14 protein-coding genes and 1 pseudogene are annotated in these 20,956 nt (G+C 51.5%); 12 read left to right on the plus strand and 3 right to left on the minus strand.

Going from position 1 to position 20,956, the window contains the following annotated elements; all coding sequences use genetic code 11:
• Nucleotides 1-273 precede the first annotated feature (273 nt).
• The 6 genes from GSF01_RS20250 (at nucleotide 274) to GSF01_RS20275 (ending at nucleotide 12,308) form a co-directional block, all read left to right on the plus strand.
• A complete protein-coding gene (locus GSF01_RS20250) occupies nucleotides 274-837 on the plus strand; it encodes a MarR family winged helix-turn-helix transcriptional regulator (RefSeq protein WP_159887122.1) in 564 nt (187 codons plus the stop codon).
• A gap of 73 nt (nucleotides 838-910) precedes the next feature.
• Nucleotides 911-1,849, plus strand: coding sequence for an ABC transporter ATP-binding protein (locus GSF01_RS20255; protein ID WP_159887123.1), 939 nt, complete (start codon nucleotides 911-913; stop codon nucleotides 1,847-1,849).
• A gap of 12 nt (nucleotides 1,850-1,861) precedes the next feature.
• Nucleotides 1,862-2,602, plus strand: coding sequence for an ABC transporter permease (locus GSF01_RS20260; protein WP_159887124.1), 741 nt, complete (start codon nucleotides 1,862-1,864; stop codon nucleotides 2,600-2,602).
• Nucleotides 2,602-3,597, plus strand: coding sequence for an ABC transporter permease (locus GSF01_RS20265; protein ID WP_159887125.1), 996 nt, complete (start codon nucleotides 2,602-2,604; stop codon nucleotides 3,595-3,597). The genes GSF01_RS20260 and GSF01_RS20265 overlap by 1 nt, the downstream gene beginning before the upstream one ends.
• Before the next feature lie 1,314 nt (nucleotides 3,598-4,911).
• Nucleotides 4,912-10,527, plus strand: a complete 5,616-nt coding sequence (locus GSF01_RS20270; protein ID WP_159887126.1) for a cadherin-like beta sandwich domain-containing protein — start codon at nucleotides 4,912-4,914, stop codon at nucleotides 10,525-10,527.
• 143 nt (nucleotides 10,528-10,670) lie between these two features.
• A complete protein-coding gene (locus GSF01_RS20275) occupies nucleotides 10,671-12,308 on the plus strand; it encodes a CBM96 family carbohydrate-binding protein (protein ID WP_159887127.1) in 1,638 nt (545 codons plus the stop codon).
• A gap of 147 nt (nucleotides 12,309-12,455) precedes the next feature.
• On the opposite strand, the gene GSF01_RS20280 is transcribed toward GSF01_RS20275, so the two are convergent.
• Together GSF01_RS20280 and GSF01_RS20285 are read right to left on the minus strand one after the other, a co-directional pair.
• Nucleotides 12,456-12,965: a MepB family protein gene (locus GSF01_RS20280; RefSeq protein WP_159887128.1), complete on the minus strand. Its 510-nt coding sequence runs from the start codon at nucleotides 12,963-12,965 to the stop codon at nucleotides 12,456-12,458.
• Nucleotides 12,966-13,201: 236 nt separating this feature from the next.
• Nucleotides 13,202-13,446 (minus strand): annotated as a pseudogene (locus tag GSF01_RS20285) (IS1595 family transposase); the annotation flags it as partial.
• Nucleotides 13,447-14,926: 1,480 nt separating this feature from the next.
• On the opposite strand from GSF01_RS20285, the gene GSF01_RS20290 reads away from it, so the two are divergent.
• Entirely contained in the window at nucleotides 14,927-16,402 is a 1,476-nt protein-coding gene (locus tag GSF01_RS20290) for a L,D-transpeptidase family protein (protein ID WP_235941638.1), read from the plus strand.
• 3 nt (nucleotides 16,403-16,405) lie between these two features.
• Here GSF01_RS20290 and GSF01_RS29405 read toward each other — a convergent pair whose 3' ends face one another.
• On the minus strand, nucleotides 16,406-16,546 hold the full coding sequence (locus GSF01_RS29405) for a hypothetical protein (protein ID WP_201305447.1): 141 nt from the start codon (nucleotides 16,544-16,546) through the stop codon (nucleotides 16,406-16,408).
• Nucleotides 16,547-16,710: 164 nt separating this feature from the next.
• Between GSF01_RS29405 and GSF01_RS20295 the strand changes: the two genes are divergently transcribed.
• The 5 genes from GSF01_RS20295 to GSF01_RS20315 are packed head-to-tail and all read left to right on the plus strand — an operon-like array spanning nucleotide 16,711 to nucleotide 20,953.
• Complete coding sequence (locus GSF01_RS20295) at nucleotides 16,711-17,808, plus strand: quinone-dependent dihydroorotate dehydrogenase (RefSeq protein WP_159887130.1); 1,098 nt, start codon at nucleotides 16,711-16,713, stop codon at nucleotides 17,806-17,808.
• Nucleotides 17,809-17,827: 19 nt separating this feature from the next.
• Nucleotides 17,828-18,628, plus strand: coding sequence for a GTP pyrophosphokinase (locus tag GSF01_RS20300; RefSeq protein ID WP_159887131.1), 801 nt, complete (start codon nucleotides 17,828-17,830; stop codon nucleotides 18,626-18,628).
• 36 nt (nucleotides 18,629-18,664) lie between these two features.
• Nucleotides 18,665-19,081 (plus strand): DUF309 domain-containing protein, encoded by a 417-nt coding sequence (locus tag GSF01_RS20305; protein ID WP_159887132.1) that lies wholly within the window; start codon nucleotides 18,665-18,667, stop codon nucleotides 19,079-19,081.
• 13 nt (nucleotides 19,082-19,094) lie between these two features.
• Nucleotides 19,095-20,147 (plus strand): ABC transporter ATP-binding protein, encoded by a 1,053-nt coding sequence (locus GSF01_RS20310; protein ID WP_159887133.1) that lies wholly within the window; start codon nucleotides 19,095-19,097, stop codon nucleotides 20,145-20,147.
• Entirely contained in the window at nucleotides 20,144-20,953 is an 810-nt protein-coding gene (locus tag GSF01_RS20315) for an ABC transporter permease (RefSeq protein ID WP_159887134.1), read from the plus strand. The genes GSF01_RS20310 and GSF01_RS20315 overlap by 4 nt, the downstream gene beginning before the upstream one ends.
• The last annotated feature ends 3 nt before the right edge of the window (nucleotides 20,954-20,956 follow it).

A 20,956-nucleotide genomic window follows, 5' to 3' on the forward strand; every position in this document is an offset into this window, starting at 1 on the left:
TAGATCCTTTTCGGTGGATTATGGACAGTACTACCTGCCATTCCATTGTAAGGGATCTTTTTTCTGTTCAGATAGTTAAATGATAGAAAATTGTGAAGATTCAGAGAAGATTAATGCAACGCTAGTGATCTCCATTAGTAGTTGTAGTGCTACCGTAATGAATTTAGCGAAGAAATTTGATTAAAATTTGAGAAAAAATAATTAAATTGACAAAATTATACTACCCTGATACTCTGAGTTAAACAGCATGATGTCTATTTTGAGGTGAGCAACTTGGATATTCAAGTAGAACTATTTTTAATTCAGCAAATTTATGGAACTCTCTTTGCGGTTTCCAACAAAATCCAGACTATAGGCGATACTTATTTTGAGGACATTACATCAAGACAGTTCATGATTATGATGGCTATCATTCACTTGCCGGAAGAAGAGGCCACGATCATCAACATCGCCAAGAAATTAGGTACGACCAAGCAGAGTGCAAGACATCTGATTTCTTCAATCGAAAGTAAAGGGTATGTAGTTGCTATACCAAGTCTCCTGGATCGACGTGCTTTGAATATCAAAATCACGGAGTCCGGGAAAAAGGTTCTTCTGCAATGCGGGGAAAGGTCGATTCACTTCTTAGCCGATCTTTCCAGAAATTTCTCCAAGGAAGAGCTGGAGCAATTATGGACTCTGTTGAAAAAGCTATATCAGTTTGATGGCGAGAAGCAGGAGGGATTCGAGGAAAACATTACGATTCAAATGGGAGATGAACAGGATGAGATGACGAAGAAGGCAATGGAAGAATTCACTACACGACGAAATGCACAAGTGCCGGACTCGAATTCTTAAGTAACGGGATATGGACATTAGGAGCTTAGTAGTCTTAGGTAATACTTTGGAGAGAAATTTGGGAGGGAATGTAATGGAACATGCAGTGGTTGTGAGTAATCTACACAAGAGCTACCGTGACAAAAAAGCGGTGAATGGTCTTAATTTTGTTGTAAACAAAGGGGAAATATTGGGGTTTCTGGGTCCTAACGGAGCTGGAAAAAGTACAATGATGAATATTTTATCGACCATTTTATCAGCGGGTGAGGGCGAAGTTACAATACTGGGAACGCCTCTGAAGAAAAATGCGAAGTCCATCAAGCATCACATTGGGGTTGTGCCTCAGGATCTCGCCATTTATGAAGAGATTTCAGCTGAGAAGAATGTGAGATTCTTTGCAAGTCTTTATAATCTGAAGGGCCAAGAATTGGAGGATAAAGTGAAGGCCGCACTGGAACTGGTAGGTCTCTATGATAAGAAGAACCATAAGCCCAAAACGTTCTCAGGCGGTATGAAAAGAAGATTGAACATTGCTTGCGGAGTCGCTCATCAGCCTGAGCTGATTATCATGGATGAGCCGACAGTGGGCATCGACCCTCAATCCAGAAGTCATATCTTGGAATCCATCAAGGTTCTAAAGCAGAAAGGTGCAACGGTGATTTATTCGACTCACTACATGGAAGAGGTAGAGGCCATATCCGACCGGATCCTGATTATTAACGAAGGACAAATTATTGCGGAGGGTACAAAAGAAGAGTTGAACCAGAGGGTAAGCGATGAGATAACCTATACCTTCACTGTAGAGCATACCCAGGATCTAATCGAATCGGCATTCCATCAAATAGACGGTGTCACGAAAGTACGTCTGTCGGAGCATATGATTGAGGTTACCTCTAGAAAGTCCAAAGAAAATCTCAATCGTATCATAGGCGTCATCACCTCAAGTGATTGCAAAATTCATAATATGAGCCGTATAGAGGCTTCATTGGAAACAACATTCCTTGAGCTGACTGGGAAAAACTTAAGAGATTAGGGGTACCTTCACATGAATTTTATGAGAATCGTTTGGTTTGACTTTTTGAATATATGCAGAAACCCGATGCTCGTTATGATCAATACGGTAGGGCAAATGATGATATGGGGCGGTTTCGGTCTGGTTACAAGCGGCCAGTTTGGAGGAACGATCAATTCCTTTGACTACTATGGGGTCGCTACCATGACTTTATCTTCTATCCTGATCTCTATGACCGTAACGAATACCTTTATGGAAGAAAAGGTGAAGAGGGGGAACCTGCGTATTGCCTACGCTCCGGTTAGCAAAGCTGAGATTTATTTATCAAAGCTGCTGTCCACTTTCATCTTCGGTGTTATCGCCTTCACCTTGTTATGCTTGATTGAACAGTATGTGTTTCAGAGCAATTTTGGCGGGAATAATATCTTTTATGTTATTGCACTGATCGACATTCTCGCGTTATTCGGCTGCTCTTTAGGCGCGCTGGTTGTCGTTATTTTTAAAAGCGAGGAACGGGCGAATGCCGTCATGCCGATCATCTCTATCCTCTTTATCTTTTTTGGTGGTGTATTCAGCCCTATTGGTCATTTTGGAACAGTCATGCAGACAATAGCTCAACTATCACCCGCTAAGTGGGTCCTACAATCGGCATTTCAGATCATTTATGACAACAATTTCAGCTTGTTCCTGCCAGTTATCGCTTGTCTGCTGATCTTCTCCATTTTCTTTACCCTTATCGGCCAATTTATTTTTAAACCGGAGGAATATCTGTAATGAATTTTATACCGTTATTCAAGAATAAATTGGATAGGATTAAATTCAAGAAAGAAATTTTTGTTGTCGCACTCATCATTATTCCTATTACCATTCTGGCAACGGTGTTACTATCCAACCGGCTGGAGATGAAATCAAAAATCGCGTTTGTCACAGAAGACGCGCGGAGCGCACATGATTTTCCGGAAAATGATAAATTTTCGATTATTGCGTTAAAAGACAAACCGGTATTTTCGGATTTAATTCTGGGTCATTATGATGCAATCGTGGAGAAAAAGCAGGATGGCACCTATGACGTCGCTACTGTAATCAAAAGTAAAGAGAGCACAGAAATTATATCCAACTACTTTAACAAAAAGGAAAGCCCCGACGAATACGGCAAGGAAGATAAACAGCGCGGCCTTGGGGCGAAAGTCTTGGGTTTTATTGTCATGATTGTTTTGATGCAGGGCGTTGCCTTAACTTTGCTTTATACCGAAGATAGAAGCCTCAAAACCTTCGGAAGAATTTTGATGGCGCCGGTAAATGAGACGATGTACATCTTTACACAGGGGATTTTCACATTTGTTTGTTTGTATATCCCCACATTTTTGGCGCTGGCTATTACGAAGGAAGTTTTCGGGGTCGACATCGGATTTAGCCTAGGGTTGCTGGCGATAATGATCGCTATTGTGACTGCTCTTGGAACTGCGTTTGGCATCTTCATGTCTTCGATTCTGAAGCAGAACGTTTCCTTAACCGCAAGTTTGATTGCCATCATCACTTCTCTGCTGGGTACCTGCTTAGTTTCCTTTAAGGTCAACAACAGCTTGATCGACGGATTGATCAGCATCATCCCGCAAAAGGCCTTCATGGATATTCTGGACGGGACAGAAAAAGGGAAGGAGTTCATGCAATTCAAAGGCCAGTTGATTGACTTGGCGATTTGGATTGTTGTACTTGGGTTAATCGGAAGCTTAGTCATTAGACGTAAAGTGAAAACAGGAAACTATTGATTCATTACGATTCGTTCAAAATTTGAAAGTAGACAGAATCTTGTCCATTCAAAATATGGAATTAACGGAGCAGCTACCAATTGCCGGACCCTTCCGTACCCTTTTTCATTCAACATCTATATTAGGGCTTGCTGAACAAGATCCGAACTGCGCCTAGCCGAAACGAAGCCCGTCAAGGCCAAAAAATCCTGAAAAAAAGCAAAAAGAGAGTCCGTAACCGCCTCTCCAAGTTCATGACGAGGAACTGATTGGCAATGACGGTCAGACTACTCTCCGCTTTGGAGCACGAATGCGGTTCAGTCCCAGTTTGCGTTTATATTCTCCGAATTTTCCTTATATGGAGTAATATGGAGTAGCAAGTATAGGTATAGGAGGATTATCATGGAAAGTTTTTTCGATTTTTTGACAAGGAAAATAAAGGGTGATGTAAGTAATCCGACAAAATGGATAGTGTTTATAATCGTTATTGGTATATTATTTTATCCAATACTGAAATCTAATATTGAAATGACAAACAAATCAGCATTACTGGCTATTTATTGTATTCTGTTCCCAGTTACATATATCTTAATTAATTGGTTTAAATATCGAAGAAAACAGAAATAAAGAGGGTTCTGAGTTAATTGGTAAAAAATGTTAATAAAGTAAAACTCTTATTGACACCTATACTTTCGTGACACAAATAAATTGTATTACCGTTTATCTATGGGTTTTCATGGAAAAAAAGCATCTGAAGCTGTAAATCCAGGAACTTTTATAGAAGCATTTCTGATCATCATCGTATTCTGCTGGCTATAGGATTCCAACTGTCTTCTAGGAAAACTCATAGTGGAGGTCAACTCCTGTTAGAGCTGTCGGCAGTAGCATCCATTATCATAATGCCAACGATTGTCGAGCTTGCAGGAGAATTTATCTTTGTTCGCTTTGTTCCCAAAGTAGTTTTACGTGACGAAGGTCATTAGGTGAGTTCCGAATAAGTTAAGAGCCCCCACAGGAGTGGAGGTTCTTTTGCTATGCCATGTTATCCTGTCCGTTACTTCTATGAAACAAAGGGATACCTGGTCTCATAGGAAATTTGCTGAATGAAGAGTCCTGCTGATGATCCAGGCAACCTAGCGGCTCTATCGAGAGGTTTCGGAACGCTAAAGCGGGACCTGCCGATTGTACGCTACATCTACAATTGTTCAGATTCGAAATAATTGTTTACCTCGTGAACAACTTGAAGATATTCAGGTCATGTAAACGCTTGCTAGGATGAGGAAGTGGATGAAAGCGCTGGTCAACTAGGCCAAGACTGATGAAAAGGGTGATAGTATGTGGCAAAGGCTGTTCCGGTTGCATCTGGTACTTATGCTGACGCTCGCTCTCGCGATTCCTGGAGGGCTGTCCGCCGTATCCAAGGTGTATGCAGCCTCAGGTATTACGATCGACGCTCCTGCTGATGGAGCGACGGTTGGAGCGGGAATTGTTCGGATCTCGGGAACGTACACGCAGGTGTACGAGCTCAAACTGTTTATAGGGGGAAGCCGACAGGTAGATGTGCAGACCTATGATCCGGACGGGGACAATACCGGAACCTGGCATTATGATTTCAATACGACCGGATACAGCGGTCCCGTTCAGCTCAATGCGCGGGGGCTTGATGTAGAAACCCGGTATGGCGTCTGGAGCCCTGTCCTTACGTTGAATGTGAACAATACCGCAGCTTCGGCGCCCAAGGTAACGATCGTAAGCCCCGGCGAAGGGATATCGCTTAGCGGGATAGTGCCGATTCGAGTGAAAGCGCTATCGGACTCGCCGATCCAAAAGGTCGAGGTGCGAATCAACGGGGGAGCCTGGCAGGAAGCGGCTTTGGACGGGTCCGAGTACAAGCTTGACTGGAATACGCAGGGTATCGGCGACAAGACTAGCAGTATTGAAGCTAGAGCGTTCAGTCAGTCGGGCAAGAAGGGCTCCTCGCTTACTACGTATGCGAAGGTCGGAGCAGGCACGAATGAGACGCTCAAGATAGAAAATCAGGATCGCTCCATGTGGCTGTGGGAAGCGGCTACCTACAATATTTTGATGAATCCGGGCTCGCGGAACGTGCTGGATGCGCTGCTAAAGGATACGGAGACGTTCGACTCCGAACCGGTAAAGGTGCTGTACTTTGCCGTAGGTCCGTATGCCGGCATGGACATTCTTGAGGATGGCCGCGACCGGCTGAGGGATTTCATCGCGTGGGCCCATGACCGCGGATATCAGGTACAGGCATGTATTGCGGGCGGAACCTCGCCGCCGTTCCTCGGAGCGTATAGCGAATATCACGATGTGGCGATCGCCCATTTCGAGCAGGTGTTGAACTACAATATCAGCTCAGAGCCGAATGAAAGATTTGATGGCGTCAATGTGGACATCGAGCCGTATATTTCGCCGGACTTCAAGCTGCAGTACCCATCGCTGCAGATCCAGTACCTGGATCTGATGGCACGCATGATGGAGCGCCGCAATGCCACGGGCATGAATGCCCCGGTCGGACCGGCGATACCCAAGTGGTATGATACCTCCGATCAATCGAAGGAAATTACGTGGAACGGCGAAACGAAATGGTTGTCGGAGCATGTCCAGGATATTACGGACTACATCTCCATCATGGACTATCGGGATACGGCCGACGGTTCGGCGGGCATCATTGCCGGAGCGGCTGGAGAGATCGCTTATGCCAACAAGATCGGCAAGCCGAATTCCGTCGTAATCGGCGTGGAAACGCTCGATATCGCCAACAGCGGCGACCCGGAGACGATTACTTTCCGAGAAGAAGGGCGAATCGTGATGGAGCAGGAGCTGGATAAAGTGTACGCTGCTTTTGCGGGCGACCCTTCATTCGGCGGCATTGCGATGCATCACTACGATTCGATTCGCTGGCTGCCTTCTCATTGGGGCCCGGACGGCGTATTCTGGGAACCGCCTGCGGATAACGAGCCGCCTAGCGCGGTGTCGGTGAATCCGACAGCTGCCGCGCAGGATTATCAGACGATTACCTTGTCCTATGGAAGAGCCTATGATAACGGCGAGATCGAAAGGTACATCGTCTACCGCAGCACGACCCCCGAGTTTATACCGAGTCCGGAGCTGATAGCCGGCACGTCCAGAAGCCTGTCGTTCAAGGATATCGGCCTGCTGCCGAACACAACCTACTATTACAAAGTGGCGGCTATCGACTTGAAGGGCAATATCGGTCCGGCTTCGGCTCAGACGAAGGCGACAACAGGCCATACGGATTTGAAGCCGATGATCGTATCGTCGATCCAGATCATCAGAGGCGCCACCAATGCAGCCGCCCATCTGACGGTGGTGGATAAGGACACGCTGCAGCCTTTGGTTGCTGAGGTGAATGGACGGTTCACGTTCGCAGGCGGCAAGTACGTGGGCGCGTTTAGTTCCGCAGACGGCAAAGTATCGTTAACCTCGGAGCAAATTCCGAAAGGCTACCAGATCGGCTTCGAGCCGCGCCGGGTTGCCGCATCGGGCTATTACTGGGCGCAAGCTTACGACAGACCTCATACGGCCGTCGCAACGCCGCGTGTTCGGTTGAGCCAGCTAGCTTTGAGCGCCGGCGCATTGACAGAAGCTTTCTCTGCCGACAAGGCCCACTACACGGCTACCATTCCGGCGAATGAAACGGCATTGCGCTTGACGCCGACCGCAGAGAAAAGCGGTACCACGATTGCTGTCAACGGTCATATGGTTGCGAGCGGAACGGCATCCCCGACGATTCCTCTGCATGAGGGAGAGAACCGGATTGTCATCCAGACCTTCGGCCCTGACTCCATTACAGACAGCTATACCGTGACGATTAACCGATCGGGACCGGTCGATAATGTCTTTAAGGCGGTTGAGGATGCGTATGTCTTCCAGAATGCGGTATCGGCGAACTACGGGACGGAGCCGACGCTGGATATCGTCGATATTCCCAACGCTGCAGGCGGCGGGGACCGGATGTCCTTTGTCAAATTCGATCTTCGGAAATATACCGATCCCATCCAGCAAGTGACGTTGAATGTCTACGCACCTGCTGCGATAGCGGCCAATGTCGATGTCACCGTAGCGGGATATGATGCAGACAACTGGAGCGAAGGAACGATTAATTGGACGAATAAGCCTTCCACCCCTTCTGTTGCTAAGGTGGGAACGCTAAAAATCCGCCAGGCGGGCTGGTACAGCCTGGATGTGACTTCATTTGTGAAGACGCAAACGGATGGTGTCGTCACCTTGCGTCTGGCTGACGATACGACCAAAAGTACATTGGTTCAGTTTTACTCCAAAGAAACGGCCGGCTACGAGCCTTATCTGGTTGTGAATCCATCGTCGGATGCGGCGCTTGCCGATCTGAAGGTAGCCGGAGGGACGTTGTCACCTGCCTTCGATCCTGCGGTGGACAGCTATACCGTACGCGTACCGAACGCTACGTCGAGCGTCAAGGTTCTGCCGACCGCAGCCGCCAAGCATTCGGCTATCGCCGTGAATGCAGCCGCAGTCGTCAGCGGCACCTTGTCGGCGGACATTCCGCTCTCGGTCGGCGAGAATGTGATCACGGTGTCGCTGAAGGCCCAGGACGGGACTCCGCGCTCGTACACGATTACGGTGATCCGGGATTTGCCGAACCTTACAAAGCTTGCATCGCTTCAGCTGATGGAAACGGCCATTGCGCCTGCGTTCTCACCAGACATTGACAGCTACTCGGCAACCGTCTCTGCCAGCGTGTACAGCGTGAGCGTAAGCGCCTTGGCTGAAGACCCGCTAGCCAAAGTGACGGTGAATGGCTCTCCTCTGGCGCGCGGCAGCGTATCGGAGAACATCGATCTGAACTGGGGCGATCAGGATATCGTGATCGGTGTCGAGGCTCAGAACGGGGATACCGCCAGTTACCAGTTACGCGTCACCCGGAAACGGTCGGACCGGTCCGACCTGGCGTCCCTGAAGCTCGCAGGTATTGAAGTGACACCATCCTTCTCTCCGGATGTGTCTATCTATCGTGCGACGGTCAGCAGCAGCGTCTATGAGACGGCTGTAAGCGCAACGGCTGGCGACCCGATGGCCCGGGTAACGGTCAACGGCATCCAGACGGAGGGCGGCATGGAGGTGCCTGTAGCTCTGCAGACGGGAAGCAACACGATACGGGTACATGTAACCCCGCATGACGGAAGCGAAGGACGCACTTATACGGTTCTGGTAGACCGTGCGGACTCCGACGATGCCTCGCTCCGCAAGCTGACGCTGTGGGCAGGCGGTACCGAACTGGCGCTTACCCCGGCATTCGATCCGCAGACAGGCAGCTATTCGGTCTCTGTGCCGTATAGCGTGACCGAGATTGTTGCCGAAGCCGAAACTCAGCAGCAGCGAGCCGAGCTGACGATCAACGGGATAGTCGCGAATAGCGGCGAAAAGACAGGCCCATTCGCCCTGAGTGTAGGGGAGAATGTATGGAAAGCTTCTGTGACAGCACCAGACGGGCATACCGAAAAAACGTACGAGGTACGTATCCGTCGGGAAGCTCAAAGTAAGCAGGATGAAGAGTCGTCCGGATCGACCGGATCTTCCGGGTCGCCGTCAGGCGGCGGCGCGTCCCCTTCCCCAGCCACGGCTGTGGAGAACAACGGCGTTACGGTGAGCACGGAGCCCGTCCGCAGCACATTGGCAGACGGCAGGAAGCTGGATTCGGTTGTACTGGGCTTTGATCAGCTAAGCAAGGCTGTGGATCAGGCGCGCAGCGGCAAGCTGGGACGCATCCTGCTGAAGGTAGCCTCGTCCGGCAGCGATCAGGCCGATGCCTACGAGCTGAAGCTTGATGCAAGGACGGTCAGAGAGATGGCGTCAGCCGGTACCACCCTCGAATTGAATTTCCCTGGTGCCGCGCTTGAGCTGCCAGCCTCTTCCCTCGAAGGGCTGAAGGGCCGCTCGGAGGGGATCAGCATACGTGTAGAACCGCTTGCGGATGAACAGGATAGAGCTCAGACGCTGGCGCGACTAATCGCGGACCAAGGGGTTCAACGTCTGACTTCCGGAGCTCGTCCGGCCTGGATCGGTACGCCGATTCGGATCGAGACGAACTTCACAGGCGAACAAAGCTGGCTGCAATTCCCTCTTGCGGGGGACGCCGCCGGTCACAGTAGCAAGGGCGAGGAAGCGCAATATGCCGTTTATGTGGAGCATAGCGACGGGGAAAAGGTCGTGAAGCCAGGCAAGGTAGCGGCAGGGAATGCCGGACAACCGGCAGCCGTGCAGATTCAGGTCAGCAAGTTCAGCACGTTTACCGTCCTGCGTCTGCCTTCTGCTAAAGCAGCGGAGCCAGCTTATATATCGGGCTACGAGGATGGAACCTTCCGTCCGGGTCAATCGGTCACCAGAGCTGAGCTGGCCGCGATGCTGGTACGTTTGAGCGAGTCCAAGCTATCCGGTCTGACGGCCGGGAACCCCTTGTCCGACTTAGCAGGTCATTGGAGCGAGAAGGAGGTGAGCAAGCTCATCGCTGCAGGTATTCTGGAAGGCTATGAGGACGGGACGTTCCACCCTGACCGCTTCGTGAGCAGAGGGGAACTGGCCGCGCTGCTGGACAGATGGTCGGCTTGGATGGATCGGACGGCAGAAGATGGCGAAGCGGCTAGTGGCGGGACGACTGGGGAGTCTGACTTCCGCGACATCGCAGGTCATTGGGCTGAGGCATCAATCCTGGCCGGCAGCCGCTCCGGCTGGCTGAAAGGATATCCGGACGGTACATTCCGTGCGGGCGAGCCGTTGACCCGCGCCGAAGCCGTGACTGCCCTGAACCGGCTTCTCGGCCGGACGGCCCAGCCGCTGCAAGGCAAGCCGGATTGGCCGGATGTTCCTGCCGATCACTGGGCAGCAGAAGCTATTAGGGCTGCAAGCCGCAGCTATCAAGCCAACCAATAATCGCAGAGTTTCGCTGCAGCAAAGAACCTGGCGAGTGCGGGGGACGGGAGCATCCCAGCCCCCCGCCGCTTAGGTGCAGAATAGGGGTGGGCAGACAGCCAGACATCGTACTATTACATCTCAAACTAGTAGGAGGTTTATTCATGAAAAAAACGAGGTTACGCTTTTTCCGTTCCATAGGCATGTGTATCGCCGCAGCGCTGCTGCTCGCCGTCTCCGTCTTGTCGACAGGAGGACAACCGGCCCAGGCTGCCGAGTCCAGCTGGTGGCCGGATGGAAGCGATGTCGCATCGGATGCGCGCGCCGTGTGGGTGTATTATTCCAAAGAATACGATGTGAACTACAACACGGATCAAAAAGCGCTGGATGCGGTAACCGATATGCGCAATAAAAATATTGATGTCATCATTGCTTCTGTGACGGCTGCGGACATGGAAGGGCTATCCAACCCCGCGGCACCGAGAACGGCGCGTCTTCAACTGATGATTAACCAGGCGAAGTCCTATGGAATGGTCGTCTATATCGGCTATTGGGAGGACGCGTGGGTTGCTGACAATCACCAGAACAACCGGTATACCATGGTGGATCATGTAATTAATTTCAATAATCAGAACGGCTCCAATACGGATGTCGTGGGAGTTGTGACGGATTATGAAATGAACTGCAAAACGGTTGAAGTCGAAGGCGTTAAGCAGACCGACTGCTCTGCCCGAGCGAAGGACAAGTATGAGTCATGGCGGTTGTTTCACCATAATCTGAAGAACCGTATCGGAGCCAATCCGCTAAAGCTGCTGGTGACCATCCCTGATCCGGACTCTTTCATCAGGAGCTGCGTGGACTGTGACGCCGCCTGGCTGGCGAATCAGGGGATCACAACAAACAACAACGGCAGCACGTATAAAGGGGATGTCGCGTATTTCTCTTCATATAACGGCGTAACCTTTGCGGATGCGCTCGTCGGAATGTACTATCGCGCCAATGCTAACCAAATCAGGGATGCCGCTCATGACGATGTGGTGGAATCGAACGGAATGGCCAAGCCTGTGCCGATAGTCGTTGGCTTCAGCGCGGGTCATAATACGACGACCGACCCTACGCTAACTACCGTTCAAGCTGTGTTGGATACTGTTCAAGCCATCGAAGACGAGCGTGCGGCATATCCGAAGGTCGTACTGGGCACGATGGCTTGGAGATGGGATAAGACGGAAACGCCTGAAGGGGAATACCGCGAGCTGATGCCATCGACCCCTCCCGGCACGAACATCCCGATCCATTACTACGCCTCCGAGGATGCCTTTGTTCGAAGCGGCACGTTTGCGAGCACGAATTACGGCTCGGAGCCCCTGCTCGAAATCAAGGATGGACCGAATACTACGGGCGGGGCGGACGTTGATCGAATCGCCTATGTCAAAGTCAACGCAGGGGCCTATCCCGGTACGTCGGTAACGTCTGCGAAGCTGCATTTCTTCGTAGGAACCGCCGTTTCGGATTCGTCCGTCCCCTTTGTACCTATAACGGTCCAAGGATTGACCGACGACAGCTGGAGCGAGCAGACGGTCACCTGGTCGACGCGTCCGAGCAGCTCCGGCGCGACTACGCTGGGCACCGTTCAAGTCTCGGGAGCAGGCTGGTATTCGCTGGACGTGACGGCCTATGTAAATTCACAGATGGCCGACAAGACGCTGACGTTCCGGCTGTCTGACGAAGCGACGAAAGATCGGCTTGTACGCTTGTGGAGCCGGGAGTACGGCATCAACGAGCCTTACGTGTCTTTTAACTAATGGCTCTGTTAAATTTAAATGTTGATTTCTATATAATAATTAGGGGAACCTCATCTGTTGAGGTTCCCCGTTCTTCTTCAACTAACGCACCTGATTCGTTAAAGTGTTAAACTTCACAAACTGTTAGCCGCTCAGGGATATCCAATTTTAGTTAGAATATAGCTTTAATAGTTCTTCTATTGGAAAACTGTTTGTATTGTTCATCTTAACAAAATATGCTAACTGCCATTTTTGTGTTTCGATAGCTTGTTTGCTAGTGGGATTATCCCAACTAGGGTAAACTCTAATTGCCATTTTTCCTTTTGCAGTGGCTGTTTTTAGGATATTTTGTTTTACAAGAACTTCTTTTGGAAATACGAATTGTCCAAAATTATTATTACTAGTAAAAGTATTGATAACTAATAAATCAGTAGCCTTTTCATATGAAAAGGCTTGGTTTTTATTATCTCCATCTTTTTCCCAAAAAGCAACAAACTGACCTATCTTGTTAGGTGTTATTTTTGCTACTCTAAATCTAACCGATTTTGAATTTAGTTGAAACACACCAGCCCCATAATCTGAGTTTTGAGCTTCTTCTCGAATAGCATTTATAGTTAAGTGATTTGGTTCATAAAAAAATTTGTTTACATATGTTAACGCCTTATAAAATTCATTCACTGCTTTGTACTCCTTATTGTTTATACTACGTAATTCAATGCCTTCTTGAATAGAATAGGCTAATCATAAAATACCGTCAAAATTTTCTTATTTTATCACGTTTCTTATCTAGCTATCCTGTTCCGTTAATTGGAACCTAAATTGCTAATTTTGATAAGCGTAAACTGTGGTATGTTTCTTTCACTTCAAAAACAAATGATGTCAAAAGAAACTCTTTGATGTTATGTTTTGTATTTTGCTGATAATATCTTGTGTCTCCAATAAAAAAGCGTAACCCAAGTAACCCTACGATTTCCGCTGATTTTCGTAGGGAATATTCTTTAAACATACATTCAACAAAGGTAATCCATTCGTTTCCTTTTCGAGTTCGGAACAGAATCGAAGGTCCAACATAGCGTTTTACCCATTGAAACACTCGCTCTTTATCTGTATGTGATAATTTATCGATATGTTTTAATAAATTGCTAAACGCTTTGCTCATTTCGAACTCTCCTATACGAATGTTTGTCCCCATTATAACATAAATTGGAAATGAACCAAATATAGACATTTAAAAGGGCCTAACTAATAACTGAGCATGTTTGCTACGCTCTGCTTGGAGGAAGGACACTCGAGTCTGCTGCCATGGCCATACCGGACCGTTGCCATGCGACGACGCGAAAGGTACTTGGAGTGCGCGGGCGTTGGCTAACCATTGCTGACTAAGGAGACCGATTCAGCTGCGGGGGCGTGCGTCGGAGTGACGCCTGCCTGAACCGACAGCCGGATCATCCGGCGGTATGAGGCAAGACTAGGCGCTTGCAAGGCACGAGCAGAGCTGTTAAGGGACGAAATTGAGCTAATCGACAATAGCGGAATTGCGGGGCGTTATCTTCTGGTTTTTCTCGTGAAGGGGGAAAACAAGGATAAACGAGCCGTAGCTCCGCTATTTTTCTGTTTCAAATGCAGGCCCTCTGCAGGCATCATGCGTATCCCGGTACAATGTTCCCGAAGTAACGTTACTTGTCCCAATACCCGCATCGGTAATCGAGATCCGAGATCGGCTAACGGACATGGCGGAGGTTGTCGATTCATTGTGGACGGCAGCGCAGTTAAGTAAAGGCTGATCGTAACGGACACCACAGTCGCTATTTCACAAAAATGGGGCCTGTTCAAATTGTAACGGACATAGACGACCTTACTTACGTCAAAACCGCATAGAATGGGCGGAAATGCACCAAATAGCGTCATCTGAGTCCGTTAGATTTTCAATATCGCGAAAATGCTTCAAATAGAGACGCTGAGGTCCGTTAGCGAAAGCAGAACGTTTCAACTCAGTTACTCACAATGAATCGACAACCTCCGATATGTCCGTTAGCCGTAACCACGCCCCCGCTCCTATGTTCCTCCATTATTACCTTACTTTCAGATTGCTCTACTTGAAGGCGAGTGGCAAAGTCGGCTAAGTAGTCACTTAGTACCTAGTAGCTCACTATTTCATTGTCCAGAATCAAAAAGTCTGAGAATGTGCATGTATTTCAACCCTCATTTTCTTGGAGAGAGCAAAGCCTACATTCATACAGGCTTTAAAGCGTCTTTTCCGGTAAACGGCAAATATCGATCCGAATTCATGTAGATTTGTCGGCATTTGAATCAATCCTATTGAATCTGGTGAAAAAGCTGCACACTCGCAGGTTCTACTCCTTCTCTTCCGGTCGCGTAGCCTTCCCAGCTCCCCTGCGCTTGCGCTGAAGATGAATTTACGGTGCGGGGATGCAGTGCGGGGTTCGACCGATGCCATGCAGCACCGCGAATCGTGCTTGAGAATCGAGCGTGTCCGAACGTTCAACTTGTCCCGCTTTGGCAAGTCCGGGCGGCCCTTCCTAGCCCCTTTACGGCAACGATACAGAGGCTTTCCCCTTCACAATTAGCGGCAGAGAGCCGATAATAACAGCGAGAAGATGGAAAGCGAGGGTTGCTTCGTGACAAAGAAGGATTCGGACGAGCAGCTGCAGCTCTTTTTCAAACAGGACCCGCAATATCTAAAAAAATATGTCAGGGAGCATCCTGAAAATAAAATGGCCTGGTATTTACTGGGCAGGGAATATGAGGCACAGGGCAAGCAGGGGAAAGCCCTCTATTGCTATGGGCAAGCCGGGGAAGTGTATGAGGCATACGAGGAGCAGAAAATCTCGCTGCCGGTCATGCCGGAGAACGGAGAGCAGGCCCTTCATCCGCAGGAAGAGAAGCATCCAGGACGAAAACGGTGGAGGCGGTGGATACTGGCCCTCAGCCGCACGGCTGTGCTGCTGCTGCTTGGAGTGGGGCTGCTGCTGGCGCCGGGTCTATCCATTTCGGACCGCCACGAGCCTGGGCCGTTCGAAGAGCCTGCTGCGATCCCGGCCGACATGACGACTGCCCAGCTGCAGGCCGGGCATGTCTATTACTGGCTGGGAAGCAAAGCGAAGGAGGGCATAGGCGGAGCTCTGCAGCATATGCTGCTGCAGGAGCGGCTATCCAGCTTCGGCATTCTCGTCCGGGGCGTGCCGCTGGCGGACTCGGCTTGGATCGAATGGCTGAGGAAACCGGAGCCCCTGCTGTCTGTAGAAGCTGCAGATGATGCATCGCGCCAGCAGATCAGCTATCATGACGCGGAGAGCTGCAGCTGCGAGCCTACCGATGCACAGCGGGCGGAAGGGATCGTTGCCGGCTGGATAGCCCAGCGCGAGCAGCAGGCTGTGCTGCGTTCCGCCTTTGCCTCCTACTTGAAGAGGAACGGTCGGCCGCCAGCGGAGGCGGCGCAGCTCACTGCGGATTATCCGAATAATATACTCCCGGGCCTCACACCTTATATGCAGGAGCTTTTTGAGCGAGATAAAGCTTCTATGGCTTTGGAGATGGAGGCGTGGAATAAGGCTGCCGCCGCTGGGGCAGAGCCTGCGGAAGCGGCACAAGAAGCCCGAAGGGCGTCTAAGGCAAAGGCGGAGCTGCCGGAAGGACTGGTCGAGCCGCTGGAGCAGCCTCTGGAGATTCTGATCGACAAGGCAGCCCATCGGTTAGCGCTTGTGAGCGGGGGCATCGTGCTTCGCAGCTATCCGGTAGGTCTGGGAGGGTCCAAGACGCCGGAGGGCAGCTTCGAAATCTCCGAGAAAGTACGCAACCCTAACGGGAAATCCGATGGGGATTTCGGCAACCGCGGGATGACCTTATCTGATACGCTCTATGCGATCCACGGAACCAACAGGCCTAGCAGTATCGGCAAGGACCAGTCCCTCGGCTGCGTACGGATGCGTCAGGCTGATGTGGAGGAGCTGTTCGACATGGCGCCGATCGGCACGAAGGTTACGATAGGCAAAGGGCTTCTCCCATCGGCAACGTCCGTCAGTCCGTCGCCGATGAAGCTTCCCGTACAGGGGAAGGATACGAATCCTAACAAAGTATATCGATGGCTGGACTAGCCGTCAGCTGTTTACGATGAGCAGGACGGACATGCCGACGACAATAACGCCGAGTATGGAGCTAACCCAGATAATCAGCTTCTTGTTCGGCGTATCCTGCTTGACCTTGCGGGAAGCATAAGGAGTTATTTTTTTCTTCGACATTGACATCAGCCCTGCCTTTTGGATGAGATTAAGCATATTCTAACATATTGTAACCGTTTTAGCGGCAACAACTTCATCGTTTGTCCCTTTATTTTTCCTTCGTAAAACGATAAACTGTCAACGAGAGAGTTATCGTCAGCAAGGACGGGGAGAGGGAGACAAACATGTTGTACAAACGCTTAGCAAAGCCGGTGCTATTCCGCATGGATCCGGAGAAAGCCCACCACCTTACCATCGACGGCCTCCACATGGCCGGGAATATCCCGGGGGGGCGGACGCTGCTGCGCGCCATCTGGGGAGTAGGGGCGCATCCCGAGCTGGAATCAGAGCTGTGGGGAATCCGCTTCGCCAATCCGGTCGGGCTCGCTGCAGGTCTGGATAAGAACGGGAAATCCGTGCCGGGCTTCTCCAACATCGGCTTCGGATTTATGGAGGTCGGTACGGTAACGCCGCTGCCGCAGGAGGGGAACCCGCAGCCGCGCTTATTCCGCCTGCCCGAGGACGGAGCGCTTATCAACCGGATGGGCTTCAACAATGTGGGCGTGGAGGGCATGAAGCGGAATTTGCGCAACCAGGGCAAGCGTACGATTCCGCTCGCGATTAATATAGGTAAAAATAAAGTGACGCCCAACGAGCAGGCGGAGGACGATTACCGGGCATGCATCCGCACCCTGTACGGTTATGGCGATTTCTTTGTCGTCAATATCAGCTCGCCGAATACGCCGGACCTGCGCAACCTCCAGCATGGGGACGACTTGTCCAGACTGCTGACCGCGGTCAAGGACGAGATCCGCATCCAGCATGCCAAGTTCGGGGGACGGGAGAAGCCGGTGCTGGTGAAGATCGCTCCGGATCTGACGGAGGAAGAAACGGAATACTCCGTAGCGACGATTCTGAATAGCCAGGTGTCGGGCATTATTGTCTCCAACACGACGATTTCCCGGGACGGGCTTGTGCACGCGAACCGTGGCGAGACGGGAGGCTTGAGCGGACGGCCGCTGACGGCCAAATCGACGGAGCTGATCCGAACGGTGTACCGTCTGACGGAAGGAAGGCTGCCGATCGTAGGATCGGGGGGGATTTTTACCGCAGAGGATGCCTATGACAAAATACGGGCCGGCGCCAGTCTCGTAGAGCTGTATACGGCGCTGATCTATGAAGGTCCGGGCTTGGTTGGACAAATTAATGAGGGACTCAGGCGTCTGCTGAAGAAGGATGGCTTCCGCCATGTGTCGGAAGCTGTCGGCTCGGCGCATCGATGATAGTCTAGGAGGATCATGTATGGATGGTCGCGATTGGAAGAAATTCCTGCTCCCCTATGAGCAGACGGTCGAGGAACTGAAGGTAAAGTTCAAGACCCTGCGCGGGGAGCTGAAGAGCCGTGAAGAATATTCGCCTATCGAGTTCGTGACCGGTCGGGTGAAACGGATATCCAGCATATTTGAAAAAGCAAAGCGGCTTAACGTGCCGATGGAAAAAATCGAAACGGGTATCGAGGATATTGCAGGCATCCGGATTATGTGCCAGTTCGTGGAGGATATCGGGCGTCTGGCCGAGCTGATCCGGGCACGGGAAGATATGACGCTTGTCTACGAAAAGGATTATATAACGAATAAAAAACCGAGCGGCTACCGCAGTTATCATATGATCGTGGAATATCCGGTCCAGACGGCACTCGGCATGAAGCGTGTGCTGGCCGAAATTCAGCTCCGCACGCTGGCGATGAATTTCTGGGCGACGATCGAGCACTCGCTTAACTATAAGTACAGGGAGGAGCTTCCGGCCCCGGTGGTGAACCGGCTCAGCAAGGCGGCGGAGGCGGCTTATTTACTGGATCAGGAGATGAGCAGCATTCGGGTGGAGATCATGGAGGCGCAGCAGCTTTTCGAGGACAACTCCAATATTGTCAACCGGGTGCTGAACGGCATCCAGGAGCTGTATTTTTTCCACCGGGTAAGGGAGGCCGCCCAGTTCCAGATGCGCTTTAACGAGCTGTGGGATACGAACGATACGTGGCTGCTTAGGGAGCTTTCGGACCAAATCTCGGATGCGATCAGCCGTGCCAAAAAAAACTCGCTGTGAATGTACCGGCTCGAGAATCGGGGAGGTAACGGCTTGATGAACGGTTATGACCGGCTGTATGTCTTGTTTGTGTACTATTTCAACATAGAGCGGGATTACTTCGAATGCCATGAGGTCATGGAGGAGCTTTGGCTGGAGGAAGGGCGCAACACGTTGTATCAAGGCCTGCTGCAGGTAGCGGTAGGCCTTTACCATTACCGCAACGGGAATACAGGAGGGGCGGTGAAGCTGCTGACGGCCGCTCTGGAGAAGCTGGAACCACAGCCGCCTGTCGTACTGGGCATCGACCTCGAAGCATTGAGAGAGGAAAGCCGCATTTATCTAAACAAGCTGGGGCGGCTTCCGGAAGAGCCTTTCGCTTTCTACGATCTTACGATTCAGGTCGTCGATCCGCTGCTGGTTGAACGGGTGGAAGAGCTTAGGCTCCATCCGCCTGCGGCACATGAGGAATAGGGGGGGAACCGGAGTGATTATCGTCGAGCAGCTGTCCAAGCATTATGAGGTCCATGAGCGGGAGCCCGGATTCCTGGCTTCGCTGCGCAGTCTGATCAGCCGGAAGCATCGGCTTGTGAAGGCTGTGGACGATATCAGCTTTCATATTCCAGCGGGGCAGATCGTAGGCTTCCTCGGCCCGAACGGGGCAGGAAAAACGACGACGATGAAGGTGCTGACCGGCCTGCTCCATCCGACAAGCGGGCGCGTAGAGGTGGCGGGCTTTCGCCCGCAGGATCACAAAAATGCCTTCAAGCGCCGGATCAGTCTGGTGATGGGACAAAAAAGCCAGCTGATCTGGGACGTTCCGGCCGCGGATAGCTTCCTGGTCAACAAGGCGATCTACGAAATTGAGGACGGGGCTTACCGGAAGACGCTCGGGGAGCTCGTGGAGCTGCTGGAGCTGGAGCATGTCCTCCATAAGCCGGTACGCCAGCTGTCGCTCGGAGAGCGGATGAAATGCGAGCTGGCCGCTTCGCTGCTGCATCGCCCCGATATCTTGTTCCTGGACGAGCCGACCATCGGTCTAGACGTCCAGATGCAGGAGGTTGTCCGGCGGTTCATTCTGGAATATAACCGGGCGGTAGGCGCAACTATTCTGTTAACCAGCCATTATATGGGGGATGTCACGGCGCTCTGCAACCGTGTGATGGTGATCGGCGGCGGACGGCTGCTGTACGATGGGGAGCTGAGCGAGCTGACGGAGCGGCACTCGCCGCGCAAGCGGATCCGGCTGCAGCTGGCCGAAAGCGAAAGCGGTTCCCTCGCTGAAGTGCGGGCGCAGCTCTCGGCTATTCCAGGAGTGACCGGCGTGCAGTTGGAGGGGTACCCCGCTATCGGGCTGGAGGTTCCTCGGGAGCAAGTATCCGCTGTATCCGCAGCTCTGCTGACCAGTCTGCCGGTGCTGGATCTGACGATCGAGGATCCCCCGATGGAGTCGGTCATCAGCCACGTGTTCGCCGAGCGATCCTCCAGAGCGGATGGAGGCAAGCTCTCGAAGCCGGAGGCGGAGGTGGCGCGCCCTTGAACTGGTGGTACAAGTATACGATGCTGCTCCGGGTCGAATGGGCCGTCATGATGGCTTACCGCAGTGAAAGCCTGATCTGGATGATCGGCTCCTTTATACAGCCCATCGTGAGCTTATCCGTGTGGTTGTCTATAACAGGCAATGGCGTAATCGGCGGGTATTCGGCCATTGATTACGTCGTTTATTTCATCGGAGTGCTGGTCGTGGAGCGATTGACCCGTTCCTGGGATGTCTGGGAGCTGGATAGCGAGATCCGTCAGGGGACGCTGTCTGCCAAGCTGCTGCGGCCGTTCCATCCGATGCATTGGAGCATCGCTCAAAATATAGTCTACAAGCTGTTCTTCGCCGTATTGCTGATTCCCGCCTGGCTGGTGCTCGCCTGGATCTGGCCGGCACTGAGGCCGGCGGCAGCCGCGGATGCAGGGCTTATGGGGCTGGCCCTTCTGGCGCTTCTCGGCTCGAATATCCTGCGCTATCTAACCGGCTACGAATTCGGAATGCTTGCCTTCTGGACCAACCGGGCGACTGCGATCTTCGCGCTGTACGAGGCGCTGCATCTGTTTCTTGCCGGACGCATTGCCCCGCTTTCGATGTTTCCCGAGCCGGTCGCCTTGATAGCCTCCTGGTTTCCGTTCTATTCGACGGTCGGATTTCCGGTCGATCTGCTGACGGGGAAGCTGGCCGGACGACCGGATCTGATCGTTCAAGGCTTTGCGCAGCAAGCGGTATGGATCATGATCCTGATCGTGATTTTCCGCTTCCAATGGAAGCGGGGACTCGCGAAATACAGCGCGGCGGGAGGGTAAGGC

This window comes from Paenibacillus puerhi (assembly GCF_009846885.1).
Taxonomy (GTDB): domain Bacteria; phylum Bacillota; class Bacilli; order Paenibacillales; family NBRC-103111; genus Paenibacillus_G; species Paenibacillus_G puerhi.

Bases quoted from the DNA above. Each gene is read 5' to 3' on its own strand.
- GSF01_RS20275 (WP_159887127.1), top strand. From the start codon at position 10,671: ATGAAAAAAACGAGGTTACGCTTTTTCCGTTCCATAGGCATGTGTATC.
- GSF01_RS20255 (WP_159887123.1), top strand. From the start codon at position 911: ATGGAACATGCAGTGGTTGTGAGTAATCTACACAAGAGCTACCGTGAC.
- GSF01_RS20260 (WP_159887124.1), top strand. From the start codon at position 1,862: ATGAATTTTATGAGAATCGTTTGGTTTGACTTTTTGAATATATGCAGA.
- GSF01_RS20300 (WP_159887131.1), top strand. From the start codon at position 17,828: ATGGATGGTCGCGATTGGAAGAAATTCCTGCTCCCCTATGAGCAGACG.
- GSF01_RS20295 (WP_159887130.1), top strand. From the start codon at position 16,711: ATGTTGTACAAACGCTTAGCAAAGCCGGTGCTATTCCGCATGGATCCG.
- GSF01_RS29405 (WP_201305447.1), bottom strand. From the start codon at position 16,546: ATGTCGAAGAAAAAAATAACTCCTTATGCTTCCCGCAAGGTCAAGCAG.
- GSF01_RS20270 (WP_159887126.1), top strand. From the start codon at position 4,912: ATGTGGCAAAGGCTGTTCCGGTTGCATCTGGTACTTATGCTGACGCTC.
- GSF01_RS20305 (WP_159887132.1), top strand. From the start codon at position 18,665: ATGAACGGTTATGACCGGCTGTATGTCTTGTTTGTGTACTATTTCAAC.
- GSF01_RS20265 (WP_159887125.1), top strand. From the start codon at position 2,602: ATGAATTTTATACCGTTATTCAAGAATAAATTGGATAGGATTAAATTC.